The sequence below is a fragment of the Pseudoselenomonas ruminantium genome (assembly GCF_900113715.1).
GTDB classification, from domain to species: Bacteria; Bacillota; Negativicutes; order Selenomonadales; family Selenomonadaceae; genus Selenomonas_A; species Selenomonas_A caprae.
In genome coordinates this window covers 1-17,850 of sequence record NZ_FOQK01000032.1, presented here as the reverse complement: position 1 = coordinate 17,850, position 17,850 = coordinate 1, and the positions used below count along the sequence as shown (strand labels likewise).

General features: G+C 55.5%; 13 protein-coding genes. 2 read left to right on the top strand and 11 right to left on the bottom strand.

Annotated elements, in window-relative coordinates; translation table 11 throughout:
- Window positions 1-3: 3 nt before the first annotated feature.
- The 3 genes from BM181_RS13465 to cysK all read right to left on the bottom strand — a co-directional run bounded on the left by BM181_RS13465 (window position 4) and on the right by cysK (window position 4,035).
- Complete coding sequence (locus BM181_RS13465) at window positions 4-1,479, bottom strand: TrkH family potassium uptake protein (RefSeq protein ID WP_075445648.1); 1,476 nt, start codon at window positions 1,477-1,479, stop codon at window positions 4-6.
- Between the two features lie 3 nt (window positions 1,480-1,482).
- On the bottom strand, window positions 1,483-2,835 hold the full coding sequence (gene trkA / locus BM181_RS13460; protein ID WP_075445647.1) for a Trk system potassium transporter TrkA: 1,353 nt from the start codon (window positions 2,833-2,835) through the stop codon (window positions 1,483-1,485).
- A gap of 267 nt (window positions 2,836-3,102) precedes the next feature.
- Window positions 3,103-4,035 carry a cysteine synthase A gene (gene cysK, locus BM181_RS13455; protein WP_075445646.1) on the bottom strand — a complete coding sequence of 311 codons (933 nt, stop codon included), beginning with the start codon at window positions 4,033-4,035 and terminating at the stop codon, window positions 3,103-3,105.
- A 224-nt stretch (window positions 4,036-4,259) separates the two neighbouring features.
- On the opposite strand from cysK, the gene BM181_RS13450 reads away from it, so the two are divergent.
- Both BM181_RS13450 and BM181_RS13445 read left to right on the top strand, forming a co-directional pair.
- Complete coding sequence (locus tag BM181_RS13450; RefSeq protein ID WP_075445645.1) at window positions 4,260-4,703, top strand: RrF2 family transcriptional regulator; 444 nt, start codon at window positions 4,260-4,262, stop codon at window positions 4,701-4,703.
- A 341-nt stretch (window positions 4,704-5,044) separates the two neighbouring features.
- Window positions 5,045-5,278 carry a ferredoxin gene (locus BM181_RS13445; RefSeq protein WP_075429532.1) on the top strand — a complete coding sequence of 78 codons (234 nt, stop codon included), beginning with the start codon at window positions 5,045-5,047 and terminating at the stop codon, window positions 5,276-5,278.
- 82 nt (window positions 5,279-5,360) lie between these two features.
- Here BM181_RS13445 and BM181_RS13440 read toward each other — a convergent pair whose 3' ends face one another.
- From BM181_RS13440 to BM181_RS13405, 8 genes are all read right to left on the bottom strand, one after another.
- Complete coding sequence (locus BM181_RS13440) at window positions 5,361-6,815, bottom strand: glycoside hydrolase family 32 protein (RefSeq protein ID WP_075445644.1); 1,455 nt, start codon at window positions 6,813-6,815, stop codon at window positions 5,361-5,363.
- Window positions 6,816-6,882: 67 nt separating this feature from the next.
- Window positions 6,883-8,724 (bottom strand): glucose PTS transporter subunit IIA, encoded by a 1,842-nt coding sequence (locus tag BM181_RS13435; RefSeq protein WP_075445643.1) that lies wholly within the window; start codon window positions 8,722-8,724, stop codon window positions 6,883-6,885.
- A 308-nt stretch (window positions 8,725-9,032) separates the two neighbouring features.
- Entirely contained in the window at window positions 9,033-10,361 is a 1,329-nt protein-coding gene (gene dnaB, locus BM181_RS13430; RefSeq protein ID WP_173371489.1) for a replicative DNA helicase, read from the bottom strand.
- A gap of 19 nt (window positions 10,362-10,380) precedes the next feature.
- Window positions 10,381-12,354, bottom strand: a complete 1,974-nt coding sequence (gene lonC, locus BM181_RS13425; protein ID WP_075445642.1) for a Lon family ATP-dependent protease — start codon at window positions 12,352-12,354, stop codon at window positions 10,381-10,383.
- Window positions 12,355-12,358: 4 nt separating this feature from the next.
- Complete coding sequence (gene rplI, locus BM181_RS13420; RefSeq protein WP_075445641.1) at window positions 12,359-12,802, bottom strand: 50S ribosomal protein L9; 444 nt, start codon at window positions 12,800-12,802, stop codon at window positions 12,359-12,361.
- Window positions 12,774-14,783, bottom strand: coding sequence for a DHH family phosphoesterase (locus tag BM181_RS13415; protein ID WP_075445640.1), 2,010 nt, complete (start codon window positions 14,781-14,783; stop codon window positions 12,774-12,776). The genes rplI and BM181_RS13415 overlap by 29 nt, the downstream gene beginning before the upstream one ends.
- Before the next feature lie 11 nt (window positions 14,784-14,794).
- Window positions 14,795-15,757, bottom strand: a complete 963-nt coding sequence (locus BM181_RS13410) for a YybS family protein (RefSeq protein WP_075445639.1) — start codon at window positions 15,755-15,757, stop codon at window positions 14,795-14,797.
- A gap of 139 nt (window positions 15,758-15,896) precedes the next feature.
- Complete coding sequence (locus BM181_RS13405) at window positions 15,897-17,405, bottom strand: phosphohexomutase domain-containing protein (protein WP_075445638.1); 1,509 nt, start codon at window positions 17,403-17,405, stop codon at window positions 15,897-15,899.
- Window positions 17,406-17,850 lie beyond the last annotated feature (445 nt).

Below are 17,850 nucleotides of genomic sequence, written 5' to 3'. Positions count from 1 at the left end.
AAGTCACCATTTCTGACGCACGGCACGCGCGCCCAGATCCAGCAGAATCAGAAACGAGAAAATCTCAATGCGGCCAAGGATCATGAGCAGGCAGCAGGCCAGCTTGGCCCATACCGGCAGGAAATGCAGATTGCCCAGCCCCACCAAGGCCGCCGTCGAACCCGTGCTTGTCAGGCAGCCCGCAGCCAGTCCCATCGACTGCATGAGGTCGAGCCCTGCCCCCGACAATATCAGCGAAAACAGCACGAAGATCATCATGTACAGGAAGAAGAACGCCAGGATGCGCCCCACGATCTTGGCCGGTACCGGCAAGCCATCCACCTTGACGCTTACTACCATATGGGGATGCAGCGTCCGATGGATCTCGGCCCGCGTCATGCGGAAAAGCACAAGGATGCGCATGACCTTGAGGCCGCCGCCCGCCGAGCCGATGCAGCCACCCACAAATACGAGCAGGAACAGCACATACCGATCAAAATCCGGCCAGAGCCAAAAGCTCGCCGAAGCAAAGCCATTGGTCGACAGGAACGAGGCCACCTGGAAAAAACCATACCGCAGGCTATTGGGCAGCGTATAGCAGTCCATCGCGTAAAGATGCAGGGAGATTGCCAGGCCTGCTGCCACCAGGATGGCAAAGAAGCCGCGCAATTCGGCATCCTGCCATAGCAGCCAGACGCTCCTGCGGTTCCAAGCCTTCCAGCAGAGCAGCAGGTTCATGCCCGCCAGCACCATTGCAATACCCGCCGCCAGTTCCAGCCAGCCATTGTCGTACACCATGAAGCTCGTCACCGAGCTGCCACCGCTTGACGACAACGCTATCATGCCGCGCATCAGCGACTCCTCAGCCGGCAGCCCCGCCAGATAGAAGAGCACTGCCGCCAGCAGCGTCAGCAGTGCATAGACGCTCACACCCTGATGCACCGACTGGCTCATGCGGTTCCACACCGGACTGAAGAAGATGGTCTGCCGGGCCGTCAGCGTCAGACCAAAACAGCCGCTGACCTGCGGCAGGACTGTGACGAGCACAACGACAAACATCAGCCCGCCGATCCAGTTCATGATGGCCTGCCAAAGGCGCAGCGAACGGGGAAGCCCCAGCGGATCGAAGGGCAGGCACGACAGCCCCGTCGTCGTCAGCGACGAGACAGTCTCAAAAAAAGCTGCCGAAAAATCCGGCAGCAGCCCTGAGATATAGTATGGCATAAGGCCGACAAAGCCCATGAGCGGCCAGACCAGTACCATGAACAGGACGCCCTCGCGGATCGCCAGCTGGCGCATATGCTCAGCGCCGAGCCGCGCCATCCCTGTCCCCAGTGCCAGCGAAAAGCCAGCAGGCAGCAAGAATAGCCAGGCCTCGGGCTCACGCCAGGCAAGCGCCGACGCAAAGGGCACGAACATCGCCAGTCCCATTACAGTCGCAATACGCCCCATGAGCAGCCAAAAAAGCTCCCAGCCATTGCCTTTTTCCGTCAGAACCATAGACTACTCCTTGCCTTTGAAATACTGGATGACCTTTTGCGAAAACTTCGTCTGGATAAACAATATCGTACGGTCACCAGGCTGGAGTACCGTATTACCATTCGGGATGACTGCCTCCCCATCACGCACATAGGCGCAGACCAGGCACTCGCGCGGCAGCTTGACATCCATGAGCCGCTTGCCAGCCACCGGTGCCCCCTGCTGGACGATGACTTCAACCGCCTCAGCCTTAGCACCCTCCAGCAGCGAAACCGAAACGACACCGCCGCGGCGCGCAAAGGCCAGCACCTCACTGGCCGAGAGCAGGCGTGCCGACAGAACGATATCGACGCCGACTTTCTCCATGAGCTCTACATATTCGTTGCGGGCTACACGCACCACCGTCTTGGTCTTATTGCCCGACAGATGGCGCGCCAAGAGCGCCAGCATCAGATTGAGCTTATCATCCTCCGTCAGGCAGACCACGACATCGGCCTCGGCCACACCCTCCTCAAGCAACAGGTCGATATCCGTGCCATCGCCGCAGATGGCGATGCCATTGACCAGCTGTGCCGCCACCTGCTGGCAGCGCTCACGATCTTGGTCAATGATTTTGACATGAACATCCTGCTTATCGAACATCGCCGCCAAAGCCCGTCCCGCGCGGCCAGCACCGATGATCAGCACGCGGTGCAGTTTCCGTGCATCGCGCTGAACAAAGCTCTGGCTGAACTTCTCGATCTCCTCGGGGATGCCGATGAAATACGCATTGTCATGGGGCAGCAGGCAGTCATCACCATGGGGGATGATCATGCGGTGGTCGCGGAAGATCATGCCAGCCAGCACGCCCTTCGGCAGCTGGATTTCCTTGAGCGGGATGCGCGCCAGCGGTGATTTGCGCTGCACCTTGGTCTCGAACAAGCGGATCTTGCCATGGGCAAAATCCTCGACATCGAGCGCTGCCGGCGTCATCAAGATGCGGTTGATCTCGTTGGCCGTGATGAGCTCCGGATTGAGCATGAGGTCAATATCAAAATTCTGCTTCAGATAATCCTTGGCCTCGCTCATGAACTGCATATCACGGATGCGCGCGATCGTATGCTTGATGCCATGCTTCTTGGCCAGGATGCAGCTGACCATATTCACCTCATCACTGGCCGTGACGGCAATCAAGATATCCGAATCACGGATATCGGGGTCATTCATGGTAATCGGGCTTGCGCCATTGGCCGCAATCGTCAATACATCCAGCGTATTCTTCGCCGCCTCCAGCTGATTTTCGTCTTGATCGACGACAATTACATCAAATTGTTCTTTTGATAACAGCTCAGCAATACTGTACCCCAGCTTGCCAGCGCCCACTACTACGATGCGCAACGAAAATCCCCTCTATCTCTACTATATATGTATAGAATCATCCCTTATACTAGGGGTATTATAACACATACAAATAGCGTAATAAAGCCTGCCACGGATTCCCCCTCCAGCACCGCCGATGTATATAACCAAAAAGGCGCAGACAGGATGCTCCAGCATCCCATCTGCACCTTCCGGGTGTGCTATGAAATTCTTGCAGGTTGTACGGCAGTCCGCATGAACCGTTTTATAGCCTTCCCCCACCGAGGCCACCTGCCATCTTTCTTTTTATTCTGCAAACAGCTCCGTCGACAGGTATCTATCGCCCGTATCCGGCAGCAGTACGACGATGTTCTTGCCCGCAAAATCTGGGCGCTTCGCCAACTCAACAGCTGCTGCCAGGGCCGCACCTGAGGAAATGCCAATCAGTATGCCCTCGCTATGGGAGAACTGACGGCCGAATTTGAACGAATCCTCATTGGCGATCGCAATGACCTCATCATAGACCGACGTATCGAGTGTCTCTGGCACGAAACCGGCACCAATGCCCTGGATCTTGTGCGGGCCAGCCTGTCCCTTGGAGAGCACCGGACTCGTAGCCGGCTCCACCGCAACAATGTGCACATCCTGCTTCTGTTTCTTGAGATAGCGCGCTACGCCCGTCAGCGTACCACCCGTACCGACGCCAGCGATAAAGGCATCTACCTTGCCCTCCGTATCCGCCCAGATCTCGGGGCCCGTCGTCGCCTCATGGGCGGCAGGGTTGGCCTGATTCGTGAACTGGGACGGGATGAAGGAATGCGGCGTATCCTTAGCCAGCTCTTCGGCTTTCTCGATGGCCCCCTTCATGCCCTTCGAGCCATCCGTCAGGACAATCTGCGCGCCATAGGCCTTGAGCAGATTGCGGCGCTCCACGCTCATCGTCTCCGGCATCGTGAGGATTGCCTTATAGCCGCGTGCTGCCGCGAAGCTAGCCAGACCGATGCCCGTATTGCCAGAAGTCGGCTCGATAATGACCGAATCCGGCCCAAGCTTGCCTTCCTTCTCTGCCTGCTCGATCATCGCCTTGGCAATGCGGTCTTTGACCGATCCGGCCGGATTGAAATACTCAAGCTTGACGAAGATGTTCGCCTTGAGCTCATTGGCCTTGATGAAGTTATTTGCCTTGAGCAGCGGCGTGCCGCCAATCAGTTCCGTTACGCTGTTATAAATCTTACCCATAAGAAACGCCTCCAGACATATTTGTATTATCTTTAGTTAAGTTAAAACATATATGATTAATATGTTTACATATTAACACAGCCACCCCGCCTTGTCAATGGGAAATTTCATTTCCCGCGTTATTTATTGACTTTTTCCACCCTGTTTACTATGATATAGTAAACAAGTATTACATATCATTTATATAGCTATCCAAAACATACATATACAAGGAGGGATTGTCCATGAAAATTTCTGCCAAGGGCCGCTACGGCCTTGCTGCCATGACCTATCTGGCTCGCAACTACGCCGCCGGAGCCCCGGTCACCATCATCAGCATCTCCGACAAGCTCGGCATCTCCAAGATCTATCTCGAACAGGTCTTTTCCCTGCTCAAACGCGCACAACTCGTCAATTCCATCAAAGGTTCACAGGGCGGCTACCAGCTGGCCCGCGAGCCGCGCACCATCAGCGCCTACGATATCCTCGCGTCTATCGAACTCTCGCTGATGGAGAAAGCCGCACCGGCCTCCGAGAAGATGCCTGCGCTAGACCGTGCCTTGGGTGTCAAGGTTTTCGACCCGCTCGATGCCAGCATCAAAGAGACGTTATCCAATGTCCGTCTCGACGATATCCTCACGGCAATCGAAGCCCAAAAAGAGGCTGATAGCCTGATGTATTTCATCTGAATGGGTGCTTCTTTTTGATGGACATTGACCATTTTTTGCCCATATTTGTCTTTTGTATACACGAAAAACGCCGAAAAAACGCAGAAATCGGCGTTTTTTTGTTGCTAAAGTCACTTCAAGGGGGAATAATCCGCAAAATACAGGACTTTTGAGGCAAGGCGCGGATTCCGTTTGCTTCACAACCCTTCCCAATTATAGTATAATGCTAAATAAGTTGTTGAAGGATACGCCCCTATCCCTCTGCATCGCTAACAACAAGATTGTTGCTGCCGCGAGCCCCACTCGCACGCCCTTCCCAGGCAGGCAGCTGTTTGTTTGTATTTTGTTGGAGGTGTTCTTCCATGTTAATTGATAACGTCCGCGTTATCATCGCCAATGGACCGTTTTCTGCGGAAGATGCGCAGTATTATATCGAACAGATAAAGAAATCCGCTAAGTTCCCCCTTAAAAAGATTATTTTTAACCGTTCCGATGCGTATCTTGATATCCGCTATTCGTTCGATTCAATCCCCTTTGAACGGATTCGCCGGATTCCATTGACGGCCCCGCACGAGGATCGTGCAGTAAACAACTGATCCCCATTGAGATTCGGCTTCGGCCGTTTTTCTGACATGAATAAGCCCCTGAAACCATGGTTTCAGGGGCTTATTCATATGCTTATGAATTCAGCTGGAACTTGAACGAATCAAGTTCCCAGATCTTGCCAGTGATGGCTGCCAGCGGCGCATCGGCCGTGATTTCCAGCTCGGGCTGGATGTTCTTCTCAGGGAAGACCAGCAGGCTCGCTACTTCCTCGCCATGCTGGAAGAAGGCCTCTACGGCAGTCTTGTCGACAAACAGCTGCAACGACAGGGACTGGTCGACGAACATCTTGAACTGCCGCTGCCCGCGGCCGCCGCGCTTCATGCCTTCGCGGTCGATGGTCATGACCTGCTGCTCCCGGTCATAGCGGAAGGCCAGTTTCTCCAGGCCATACCGGAGCACGACTTCCACCCGCTTGGCCTCGCCAAGCTCGAGTTCCATCAAGCTTTCGGAGCCTTCGAACAGCGGCTGGTTGAAACCAGCCGCCTCAGTCTTATCAACCTCCACCGCTGATTCCTGGATACGCAGGTCACGCAGCTCACGCGCCGGCCGCGCGTAGATGTGGCCCTGCCGCAAGCGCAGCTCCCGCGGAAGGGTCAGGCTGTACATCCAGCCGTGCTCCTTCGACGGATAGTCATCGTCCTTGTCGGGCATCCCCATCCAGCCAAGCAGCAGATGGCGGCCCTCGTGCTCAAAGACCTGCGGCGCATAGAAATCAAACCCGCGGTCAAGCTCCTGGAACTTCGTGTGCTGCATCATGTCCATGCTGTCAAGGGACAGATGGCCTGCGATATAGCCGGCCTGGTAGATGTTCTGGCGGTCGTATTCACGCGCCGCCAGGCCCTGCGGGCAGAACACCAGCACATCATAGCTGCCGAATTGCAGCAAGTTCGGGCATTCCCACATATAGCCGAAATCGCCCAGGCGCGTATGCACCTCGCCGCGATTATGCCAGCCGTCCTCGCGCTCCTCATAGACAAGCACCGTACCCGTCTCATTTTCCTCCCGCTGCGCACCGATGACCAGATAGCGATGCCCACGACGCTCAAAGAGGAACGGATCACGGAAATGACCCGTGATGCCCTCCGGATGATCCGGGATGATGATCTCTTCCTTGCGGACACTGCCATCGTCCTGCAAGGTTCCGAAGCGCTGGGCCGGAATGCGCACACCATCTTCCTTGCGGTTGCAGGTGTAGAGCACGCGCAGCTTGCCGTCCTGCGAAAGACCGCAGCCCGAATAGCAGCCGTCCTTGTCGTGCACATCATCGGGCCAGAGCGCCAGCTCCGGCAGCGTATAATGCACGAAGTCGCGCGTCTTCACATGGGCCCAGCACTTGTTCTTATGCTCGCAGCCCAGCGGATTCCACTGATAGAAAATGTGATACGCCCCGTCATGGTACGTGAGGCCATTCGGATCGTTGATCAAGCCAAACGGCATTTCCAGATGGAAGCGGTTATGCCAGCGGTGCTTAAGGGGGAATCCCTGTGCCAGCTCGGCATCGATAGCGCCTTTATCGAATTTTTCCATAACAAACATCCCCTTTCCGGCACGGAAAGCCTTCCCCGTATGAGGAAGGCCTTCTTGCTAAAAATCCTTATTCTTCCGGAGTGAACAGCGTAAAGGTCAGGCCGAAAGCAATACCAAAGCCAATGGCATTTACGATAATATACTCGAGGAGGTGATCCAGGTACAGGAGCGTACCTGGCAGAACCGTGATGCCCATGCCCGTACCGGCAAGATGCATGAAGCTAGCCACACCGCCAGCGAAAGCGCCGCCGACCAGCGCATAGAGGAACGGTTTCATGAAGCGGAGGTTGATACCGAAGATGGCCGGCTCCGTGATGCCCAGGAAGGCCGGAACAGCCGAGGAGATATACAGGGCACGTTTCTTCTTATCCTGCGTCTTCAAAGCAACAGCCACAGCTGCACCGCCCTGCGCAACGATAGCACCCGTGATGATGGCATTGAACGGGTCAACACCAGTCGTAGCCAGCAGCTGGACTTCCAGTGCATTGAATACATGATGAACACCAAATACGACGATGACCTGCTGCAAGCCGCCAACGATGAAGCCGCCAATGCCCATCGGCATCTGCAAGAAGGCCGAAACGGCGCCAAAGATACTCGTCTCAAGCGAGTGCATGATAGGGCCGACGATCAGGATACCGAGAATCATCGAAACAAGCAAGGTAAGGAACGGCGTAACGATAAGGTCAATGATATCCGGCACGAAGGATTTGAGTGCCTTCTGGAGCTTAGCAGCAAAGATACCGAGAACCAGGGCCGGCAGGACCGAGCCCTGATAACCGACGATACCGATCGTCATGCCAAAGAGATCCATCGGGATCGGCTTGACATCACCACCAGCAACTGCCCAAGCATTCGGGAGCTGCGGGCCGACCAGCATGAGACCGAGGACAAGACCGATGACCGGCGTGCCGCCGAAGCGCTTCATCGTCGACCAGCAGACAAGTGCCGGCAGGAAAATAAAGGCCGTATCCGTAAGAATCTGCGACAGCAGCAGCACATTCGGGCTGAACTGTACGCCCAGGCTCTGAGCCGCACCACGCAGGCCCATGAACAGACCAGTAGCGACGAGGACTGGGATGATGGGAACGAAGACATCGCCGAACGTGCGCGAGATCTTCTGGATCGGCGTCATCTGTGCATAAGCTTCTTCCTTATTGCTGACACCGCTGAAGGTCGTTCCCTTGACGAACTCTGCAAAAACCTTATCGACAAAGCCCGTGCCAAGGATGATCTGGTACTGGGCAGCCGCAAAGAACTGGCCTTTGACACCGTCGATGTTTTCGATAGCCTTCTCGTCGATCTTGGATTTATCGTTGATGATGAGGCGCAGGCGCGTAGCGCAATGCTCGGCATTGCGGACATTGTCCATGCCGCCGACGTATTTCGCAATGAGCTTGGCCACACGGGCCTCTTTCGGCAGGTCTGCGTACTCGCTGTCATCAGTAGCGGCAGCCGACTCAGCAGCCGCTGCTGCCGAGGTGATCTCCTTGCCATCCAGCGCCACCGTGACCTTGCCGAACTCAGCGGCATTCGTGACCAGTACCGGCGTCGTCGTATCATAGCCGGCAGCCTTGATGGCAGCTTCGTCAAACTCGAGCAGCAGCTGGCCTTTTTTGACCTTATCGCCCTGTGCGACCTTGGCCTCAAAGTGCTCGCCGTTCAGCTTGACCGTATCCAGACCGACATGGATCAGGATCTCAGCTCCCTCTGCCGAACGGATGCCGATGGCATGTTTCGTCTCGAACAGGACCGTGATCTCGCCGTCTACCGGCGCATAAACCTTGCCATCCGGATTCTTGACCGCAGCACCAAGTCCCATGGCGCCGCCAGCAAAAGCCGGATCATTAACTTCCTTCAGTTCCACCAGCTGACCATTCAGCGGGCTGTCCAGACGGATGTCTTTCATCATGATACCTCCCTATGAATTCCCGTACATGAGTTATAAATGCTTGAATGTGAATCTTTTTTGTGAAACCAATTTCATATTTATAGTCTAATCTGTGGAACCGATTTTGTCAAGAAAAAATCTCATAAAACAAGTGGAAATCCGTAAAAAAACCAGAATCACGCAAAATCCGTCATCATTTTCCCAAGGACGCAGCGAGGCCCCCATCATGCTTTTCCGCTTTGCCCCCACGAACAGGCAAGCTGCAAAAAAAAATACCGCTGACGCCAAAAGCGTCAGCGGTATTTTCTATATAGCATCTGCGGCTATCACTGCACCAGCAGATCGCGGAACTTGGTGAACTCCTTCTGGAAGAACAGCGATATGCTGTCAACCGGTCCATTACGATGCTTGGCTACAATGATTTCCGTGATATTTTTGTTTTCCGTATCCTTATCGTAGTAATCCTCACGATAGAGGAACATGACGATATCGGCATCCTGCTCCAGCGAACCGGATTCGCGCAAGTCCGAGAGCATCGGTTTCTTGACCTGACGGCTTTCGACGGAACGCGAGAGCTGCGAGAGTGCGATGACCGGCACGTCCAGCTCACGGGCCAGTGCCTTGAGCGAGCGCGAGATTTCTGAGATCTCCTGCTGGCGGTTATCGCTATTCTTGCTTGGACGGCCCTGCATGAGCTGCAGGTAGTCGATGATGATGAGGTCAAGGCCATGCTCGGCCTTCAGCCGGCGGGCCTTGGAACGCAGATCCATGACCGTGATGCCAGCCGTATCATCGATATAGATCGGCGCACGGCTGAGCTTGTCCGCCGTCTCGACGAGATGGTTCCATTCGCCTTCATCGAGCTGGCCCGTGCGCAGACGGGAAGCATCGATGCCGCCTTCGGAGCAGAGCATACGCTGCATGAGCTGCTCCTTGCTCATTTCGAGCGAGAAGAACGCAACACTATGACCGTGCAGGCCAACGTACGAAGCGATATTGAGCGTAAATGCCGTCTTACCCATCGACGGGCGCGCTGCCACGAGAATCAAGTCAGATTTCTGCAAACCTGCGGTCAGCGTGTCGAGGTCTTTGAAGCCCGAGCTGATACCCGTAAGGCCACCCTTGGACTCATAGAGCACATTGATGCGTTCGAACGTACGCATGACAATGCTCTTCATCGATTCGAAGGCACCACCGTTCTGGCGATTCGCCACCGCCAATATCTTTTTCTCGGCCTCGTCCATGATATTCTCGACGTTGTCCGTATCCTCATAAGCTGCACCAGCGATTTCCGTCGCAGCGTTGATGAGATTGCGAAGCTCCGCCTTCTCTTTGACGATTTTGGCATGATAGGTCACATTGGCCGCCGTCGGCACGGCATTGGCCAGCTGCGTGATGAACGGCAGACCGCCAATCTTTTCCAGCTTCTCACTTTTGCGCAGCTGCTCAGTGAGCGTGACGAGGTCCACAGCCTCATCGTTTCCCGAAAGCTCCAGCATCGCCTCATAGACAATGCGATGAGCTTCCCGGTAGAAGTCATCGGGCAGCAGGATCTCCTGCACGGCGATGATGGCTTCTTTCTTTATGAGCATCGCTCCCAGAACGGCCTGCTCGGCCTCGATATTCTGTGGAGGGACGCGGTCTGGCAATGCCATAGGTGAAGTTCCTTTCTATTTATTCTTCCGCTTCTGCAAAGAGGATAGCAAATGCCTCTTCTGCCGTCTCGACGGCATGGATGTCCAAGCCCAAATGCTCCTGCGGAATATCCTTGTCATTTTCCTTCGGAATAATCAGTGTCTTGATGCCCGCCTGCTTAGCACCATAGGCTTTTTCAAAGACACCGCCGACCGGACGCACGCGGCCCTGCAGAGAAATCTCGCCAGTCACGGCAACGTCCTGGCGGATTTTCCTGCCAGTCACAGCACTTGTGAGAACGGCCAGGATAGCCGTACCGGCACTCGGCCCATCGATGTTGCCGCCGCCGATGACATTGATATGGATATCGTAGTCATGGATATCCTTGCCGGTCAGCTTCCGCATGACTGAAGCAGCATTGAATACCGAATCCTTGGCCATCGAGCCCGCCGTCTCGTTGAAGCGCACCGTGCCCTTGCCCTTTTCATGGGCCGCAAAGGCCACAGCCTCGATTTCGATAACCGAGCCGAGGAAACCAGCCACCCCAAGACCAAAGACATGCCCCTGAACAGCCTTATCTGACGCCTTTTTCTTGACAAACTGATACAGGCGGCTAACCTGCGCCACTTCGTAGATTTCGGCCTTGGTAATCGTCACTGCGGGCCCCTCGCCCCTAGCAATCTGCTCGACGGGCACGCTATCAGCCGCACCGCATTTCTCCAAAGCCAGGCTATAAGCATCGGCAAGGATGTTGATGGCCTTGCGGCCCTCAATGGTGTACTCGCTGATAAGCTCGCTGACCCCTTCATCCATCGTGACATGGAGCTTGGCTGCCGCATTCTGTACGATCTGCTGGATATGCTTCGGCGTCAGCGGCTCAAAGTAGATCTCGGCACAGCGCGAACGCAGTGCCGGATTGATATGGCCAGCATCGCGCGTCGTTGCACCTATCAGCACAAAATCTGCCGGTGCTCCTTCTTCAAACAACTTGCGGATATACGGCGGTACCTTCTCATCCGTCGGATCGTAATAGGCCGACTCAAAGAATGCCCGCTTGTCTTCGAGCACTTTCAGAAGCTTATTCTGGAGCATCTCATCCATCTCACCGATCTCGTCGATGAACAGGATGCCGCCATGTGCATCCGTGACAAGTCCCGGTTTCGGTTCGGGGATACCGCTATCGGCAAGGCTTTTCTGTGCACCTTGATAAATCGGATCATGCACCGACCCCAGCAGCGGATTCGTCATATCGCGCGGGTCCCAGCGCAGCGTAGTGCCGTCCGTCTCTACAAACGGTGCTTCCTCCGCAAATGGCGAAGCCGCCTTCTTCTTGGCCGCCTCCAACACCAAGCGGGCCGCTGTCGTTTTGCCGACACCCGGCGGACCATAAAGCAACAGATGCTGCGGATACGGCGAGCTCAGCTTGGCCATCAGCGATTTCACGGCCCGTTCCTGTCCGACGATTTCGGAAAAATCCTGCGGCCGCAACAATTCCATAATGGACTGGGTCAGATGCACCTTCTCAAGCTCCTCGAGCTTTTCACGCTTTTTCTTATCCTGCGGCGACTCAGCCCCTGGCTTTTCCTCTTTGATGACCTGCCGGCGGATGTCATTGACATAGTCCTGATGCTCCTTTTCGAGCTTCTCGTTGACCTTTTTCTCGATATTGTCCTCGACATTGCGGCGCGCCACGAGATCTGCCGTGCGCTCCGACAAGAGCTCCATGACCTCCGGCAGCTGCTCTTCCTTCGGCGCCGGTGAGATCAGAGGATCTTCGTCGAGGATGCGCTGCAGGGCCAGCACGCGCTCGCAGCGATCCTCCGAGCGCATGAGCTGCAGGGCCTTCATCTTGCCAGCCTTCATGACGAGCTTTTCCGTTCCCATGATGTCGACCAGTACGGCATAGAGCGCGTCGATTTCACGGTCGATAGGCGTTTCCTGACTAGCAGGAGCAGGCATAGCCTGCTCCTCATGTTTATGGAATATACTGAAGATATTTTTAAAGAGATTCATGATATCAGCCAGCTACTACATTGATCTTGATCGTGCTCGTGATCGACGGATGCACCTTGATGACAGCTTCATAGGTGCCTGCGCCCGTGACCTCACCCTTAATCGAGATCTTGCGCTTGTCGATATCGATATTGCTCTTCTTGAGTGCCTCTGCAACATCCTTGCCCGTAACCGAGCCAAAGAGCTTGCCGCCCTCGCCGATCTTGACGGGGATCGTCACTTCCACCTTCTCCAGCTGAGCCGCCATGAGCTTCGCTTCATCCGTAGCCATAGCATCCTTGCGGGCCTTGGAGCCTGCCTGTGCCTTGGCGACGTTCATGTTCTCAGCCGTAGCCAGGACAGCGGCTTTCTTCGGCAGCAGGAAGTTGCGGCCGTAGCCCTCGGATACCTCGACGATATCGCCCTTCTTGCCCAGTTTCTTAACGTCCTGCTGAAGTATTACTTTCATCTTGATCATTCTCCTCTATATATTTTTTACTGATTTCAATTGCCTTGGCCTTGATGGCCTGCAGGTCGCCATTCTCCACCTGTGCGCCAGCCACATTCTGATGGCCGCCGCCACCAAAGGCTTCCATGATGACCTGTACGTTCATATCGCCGGTCGAACGGGCACTGAGGCCCACTACCTTGTTCGGCAGCTGGAAAATGACGATACTCATGCGCACATTCTCGATGCGCAGCAGCGAGTCGGCCGCCTGGGCCGCAATGACCTGCACATTCGGTATCGTCTCGGGGATATACGAAACGATGAGACCGCCGCCGTAGAGCTCCGATCGCGCCTTGGTCTTGGCCAGCGCCACGGTCGTATCGTAATCGGAGCGGAACAGATGCCGCACCATGACCGGGTCGGCACCACTGCGGCGCAGATAGGCTGCCGCATCAAACGTGCGCACGCCGGTCTGCACGGCAAAATTCTTGGTATCGACGACAATGCCCGAGTAGAGCGCCGTCGCATCGAGACGCGACAGCATCAGATCGTCGCTGAAATACGCGAGCAGCTCCGTCACCAGCTCACTCGTGGAGCTCGACGCCGGCTCGATGTAGACAAGCAGCGGGTTCTTGATGAAATGCTCACTGCGGCGATGATGATCGATGACCACCACCTGCGGGATGCGCTCCAGTAGCGTCGGATCCGCGACAAGATGCGGAATATGCGTATCGACGACAATCAGCACCGGGTTGAGGGCCGTCATCGTCGTGAGGTCCTCAGCCCGTACGAAGATGTCCTCGTACTCCTCCTTGCCCTGCAGCAGGTCGGTGAACTTATCGATGCCTTCATTCATGTCAGACAGCACAATATGCACCGGCTTTTCGAGCACCCGCGCCATCTTGGCCACACCCATGGCCGCGCCGAAGCAGTCGAAGTCCTCGTTGTGGTGGCCCATGACATAGACTTCATCGGCCCCTTCCATGATTTCCCGGACCGCATGAGCGACAACGCGCGCCTTGACGCGCGTATGCTTCTCGACAGCCTTGGCACGGCCGCCAAAGAACTGCGTCTTACCATCGATGAGCACAGCTACCTGATCACCGCCACGGCCCAAAGCCAGGTCAAGGCAGGCCTGGGCCTGCGCGCCCATCTCTGCCATCGACTGGTTATCCGCTACTGCCACGCCCATCGATAGCGTTACCGGCAGGCGGTTCGTGCTCTGGAGCTGGCGGGCCTTATCGAGCACATCAAAACGCTCGCTCATAGCTTTTTCCAACGCCTCACGCGTGAGCACCACGACATAGAGGTCATCCGATACACGGCGCATAAAACCGCCGAGATTCTTCATCCATTTATCGAGGATCTGGTTTACCGCCAGCAAAAGTGAGGTACGCTCGGCTTCCGACTGCCCCTGCATGACCTCGTCATAATTATCGATCTGGATGTAAAGCAGTACCGTACGGCTCTCCTTATAGGTCAGCCGCAACGTCTCATGCTGCGTGACATCCTGCACATACAGCGCCATGAGCTGCTGCTGATGTGGCGCCATCTTTACCGGCCGGTAGCGCACTTGATAGTATTTATCCTCATGCGCAAAGACGTATTCCCCTTCCTGTCCCCAAACCGGGCCGATGATGATGCCCGGCCAGATATCCGCGATATCCGTATCGAGCTCCGGCTCACTGCCGACATAGCCGGCCAGACGGGAATTCGTCCACTGGATGCGTCCGTCCTCCGTGATGATGATGACGGCCTGCGGCAGCTCTTCCACCGCATAATTCACCATCTCACTGATATTCTCCACAACATTGCGGCAGTAACGCTCAAATCGTTTTGCCCGATCGGTACAGCGTTCCCGTGCAAAGGAGGCTAAGGCCAGCCAGATAACACCGGCAATTGCGGCGATATATTCATTATAACAGGAAAGAACCATGACCAATACCAGCATGATGATCAAATGGATGGTCAAATCAATCCAGGCTGACAGATTCCGTGGCATAACGCCTCACCTCATTTCTTCCCTTGTGCCGAGAAACGGCGGCGGTAGTCAAAAAGCATATCAAAAAGGCCCGTCAGCGCCACCAGCTGCGCCAGGAAACCATTCGTCAGGACGATCACATAGAGCAAGATCCTGACCAGACGCGATACCCGGTAATGGCTCAACACGCAGTGGGTAAGCGCCAGGCCCTGTATAAGACCGGCAAAGATCGCCAGCATATTCGCATTCATCGACAGCTGATAGAGGGGCTGGATCTGCCGCGTGCCGCCCCAGTATATGCCGACCATCGCAAAGCCGAACAGATACAGGAAAAACACCGGCAGCCGCCACTGCGCAAAGGGCAGCACCTGCGGAACCGCATGCCCCAGACGGCGCAATACCTTCACACCGGCCAGATAGCCGATGGCGGTATAGATCACGCCCATCATGATGACCACCAAGGGAATCAGGATCTGTACCATGACCATACCCTCAGCCACCAACTGGCGTCCGTCCGCGATGGCCTTGGCATCAAGCCCCATCTCTTCATAGAGATTGAAGACTGCGTCAAAGGACTGCTGCAAAGCATCTACCTGCAGATTCAGCGGATTCACTGCGGTCACCGCAAATACCAGCGCAAAGGCCGCCAGCAGACTCAAAAGCGAGGCCAGCAAGCCCACGCCAAAAATCTTCATGCCAGGCCAGCCCTTGCGGAACCCCAGCCCTAAAAGCAGCCCCATCGGCGCAAAAGCTATCACCATCCGCAGCGACAGCAGCGGCTCGATCAGCAGTGCCATGATGATGCCGGAAATCAGCACCGCCATGATGCCCCAGCGCAAGCCGTGGCGCACCACCAGCACAACAATGGGCAGCGACCAGATTAGTGCTGCAAACATGCCCAGCACCGGCAAATAAACGGCTATCATAGCCAAGATCACAGTCAATGCCGCCAGCAGGCCGCTCTCTGTCATCGGGGTGATTCTATGTTGATTCATGTCGTCATCCTTTCTAGCTAAACCAATCTACATTATAGCAGAAAAGGATATCACTGTCTTGAAAGCAGGTACTAATAAAACCTGCCGCAGCGCGCCATGATTGGCGGTGCGGCAGGTCAATCTATCCTTGCCCTATGTCTTATTCGGCGAAGACGCTGAGATCGAGGCTCACAAAACCATCGAGCATGCCCTTGACCTGCGCGGCGATCTCCTTCACGCCGCCTTCTTCGCGGCTCTCGATGTTGAGCGGCATGTTCGGATCATGCAGCGACATGCGCAGCAGCGCCCAGCCATTCGGGAAGACGAGACGCACACCTTCATACGACGGCTTGGCCACCTTGATGCCAGCCTGCACAGCGCGCTCCTCGAAGGTCTTGAGCACGCCATTGCCGTAGGCGCGGAAATCCTCCTCGCCCTTGATCTTGAGGCGGAACTCCTGGCTCTCTGCCGGTGCGCCGAGATTCTTGACGAGATCCGAGAGGCGGCGGCCGCCAGCTTTGGCCTTGGCAGCAGCGACGAGCAGCTTGACAGCCAGATAAGCACCATCGTCGAGATAGTAGTTCTCAGACAGTGCGCCATGGCCCGACGTCTCGATAGCCAGCGGCGAGACGACACCAGCCTTGTTCTGGCGGATGCACTCATCGATGACATTCTTGTAGCCGCGCATATAGCGCATATGCTTGAGTCCCAGATCCTTCTCAAGGAATTCCGTGAGCTCATCGCTGGTGACCGAGTCGGTGATGATCGTACTGCCCGGATAATCCGGCTCAAGGATGGCCGCCATCATGCCGATAAGCTCGTTGCGGCTGATCTCTTTGCCGTTCTTGAGCACAGCACTCATGCGGTCAACGTCCGTATCGAAGATCAAGCCCAGGTCGGCACGATTGTCGAGTACAGCCTGGCGGATAGCAGCCATAGCCTGCTTGTTCTCCGGGTTCGGGATATGATTCGGGAAATGCCCATCCGGATCCAGATAGATGCTGCCCGTCGTATCAGCGCCAAGCCGGCCCAGCACCTGCGTTGCAAAGAAGCCGCCAGCACCGTTGCCAGCATCGACAACGATGTGCATGCCCTTGAGTGGCTGGTTCTCTCCCCCCAGAGCCTCGCGGATCTTCTTGCGCAGATGATGGCAATAACGCTCCATCAGATTATAGCGCTGTGCCTGGGAACGCTCCCCCTCCATGACCGGATAGCGGGCAGCATTCTGCAGGATCGTGATGATATCCTCATGCTCAACGCCTCCATCCTTCGTGAAGAACTTCATGCCGTTGCGGTTGTAAGGCAGATGGCTTGCCGTGATCATGATGGAACCGTCCATCTGGGTTTCAGGGAATACCGTGGACATGAACATCGCCGGCGTTGAAGCCATACTGCAATCAACCGTCACCACACCATGTGCCGTAAGTGCCTTCAGGACCTCGCGTTTGAGGTCATGTCCCGTCAGGCGCGAATCACGGCCAACGGCAATGCGCAGCTCCTTCTTGTCCTTGCCCGTGCGCGCCTGCAGGAATTCTACAAAGCCCGACGTGATGACGTTAGCGGCCGCCGTGCTCAAAGTCACCGGTTCATCAGCTACGCCCTCCATAGCGACGCCGCGAACATCGCTGCCATTGGCAAGTTTCATCAGGTTTTTCTCTGGGATAATCATCAAAATGCCCCCTCAGCAATTAATCAAGATAGGATAACTATCATCGTTACTATCTATGATAATATGTATTCCATATGAATTGCAAATTTTCCTGTTATTTTAATTTTTCTCCTACGACAAAATTGCAGTTTGTATGTTCGTGCGAGCTGAAAATAGGCTTGGAGCAGCTCAGCTTGGGTGAGGGTGGGTGCTCTTTTTCTCCGCTCCGCTAAATGGCCCGCGCGGATACCCTTGTACGTACTTAGTGACATGCGCCGGGCAAGCCGGCGGCGCGCCAATACATCTAGACGTTCTAGTGATTATCTACCGCGGGCCATCCCTCACTGCGTTCGGGCAGTCGCTCCGTCTACGAAGAAAGTGTACCCACCCTCGCCCTCCGATATGTTGGAACAAGCCTGTTCCTTTCCGGCGATAGGCAACGAATTACATCGATGTGCTTGTTACG

Coding starts and splice junctions, on each gene's coding strand:
- BM181_RS13415 (WP_075445640.1), bottom strand. CDS start 14,783: ATGCCACGGAATCTGTCAGCCTGGATTGATTTGACCATCCATTTGATC.
- BM181_RS13405 (WP_075445638.1), bottom strand. CDS start 17,405: ATGATTATCCCAGAGAAAAACCTGATGAAACTTGCCAATGGCAGCGAT.
- BM181_RS13450 (WP_075445645.1), top strand. CDS start 4,260: ATGAAAATTTCTGCCAAGGGCCGCTACGGCCTTGCTGCCATGACCTAT.
- dnaB (WP_173371489.1), bottom strand. CDS start 10,361: ATGGCATTGCCAGACCGCGTCCCTCCACAGAATATCGAGGCCGAGCAG.
- BM181_RS13410 (WP_075445639.1), bottom strand. CDS start 15,757: ATGAATCAACATAGAATCACCCCGATGACAGAGAGCGGCCTGCTGGCG.
- lonC (WP_075445642.1), bottom strand. CDS start 12,354: ATGAATCTCTTTAAAAATATCTTCAGTATATTCCATAAACATGAGGAG.
- BM181_RS13440 (WP_075445644.1), bottom strand. CDS start 6,815: ATGGAAAAATTCGATAAAGGCGCTATCGATGCCGAGCTGGCACAGGGA.
- BM181_RS13435 (WP_075445643.1), bottom strand. CDS start 8,724: ATGAAAGACATCCGTCTGGACAGCCCGCTGAATGGTCAGCTGGTGGAA.
- BM181_RS13445 (WP_075429532.1), top strand. CDS start 5,045: ATGTTAATTGATAACGTCCGCGTTATCATCGCCAATGGACCGTTTTCT.
- BM181_RS13465 (WP_075445648.1), bottom strand. CDS start 1,479: ATGGTTCTGACGGAAAAAGGCAATGGCTGGGAGCTTTTTTGGCTGCTC.
- rplI (WP_075445641.1), bottom strand. CDS start 12,802: ATGAAAGTAATACTTCAGCAGGACGTTAAGAAACTGGGCAAGAAGGGC.
- cysK (WP_075445646.1), bottom strand. CDS start 4,035: ATGGGTAAGATTTATAACAGCGTAACGGAACTGATTGGCGGCACGCCG.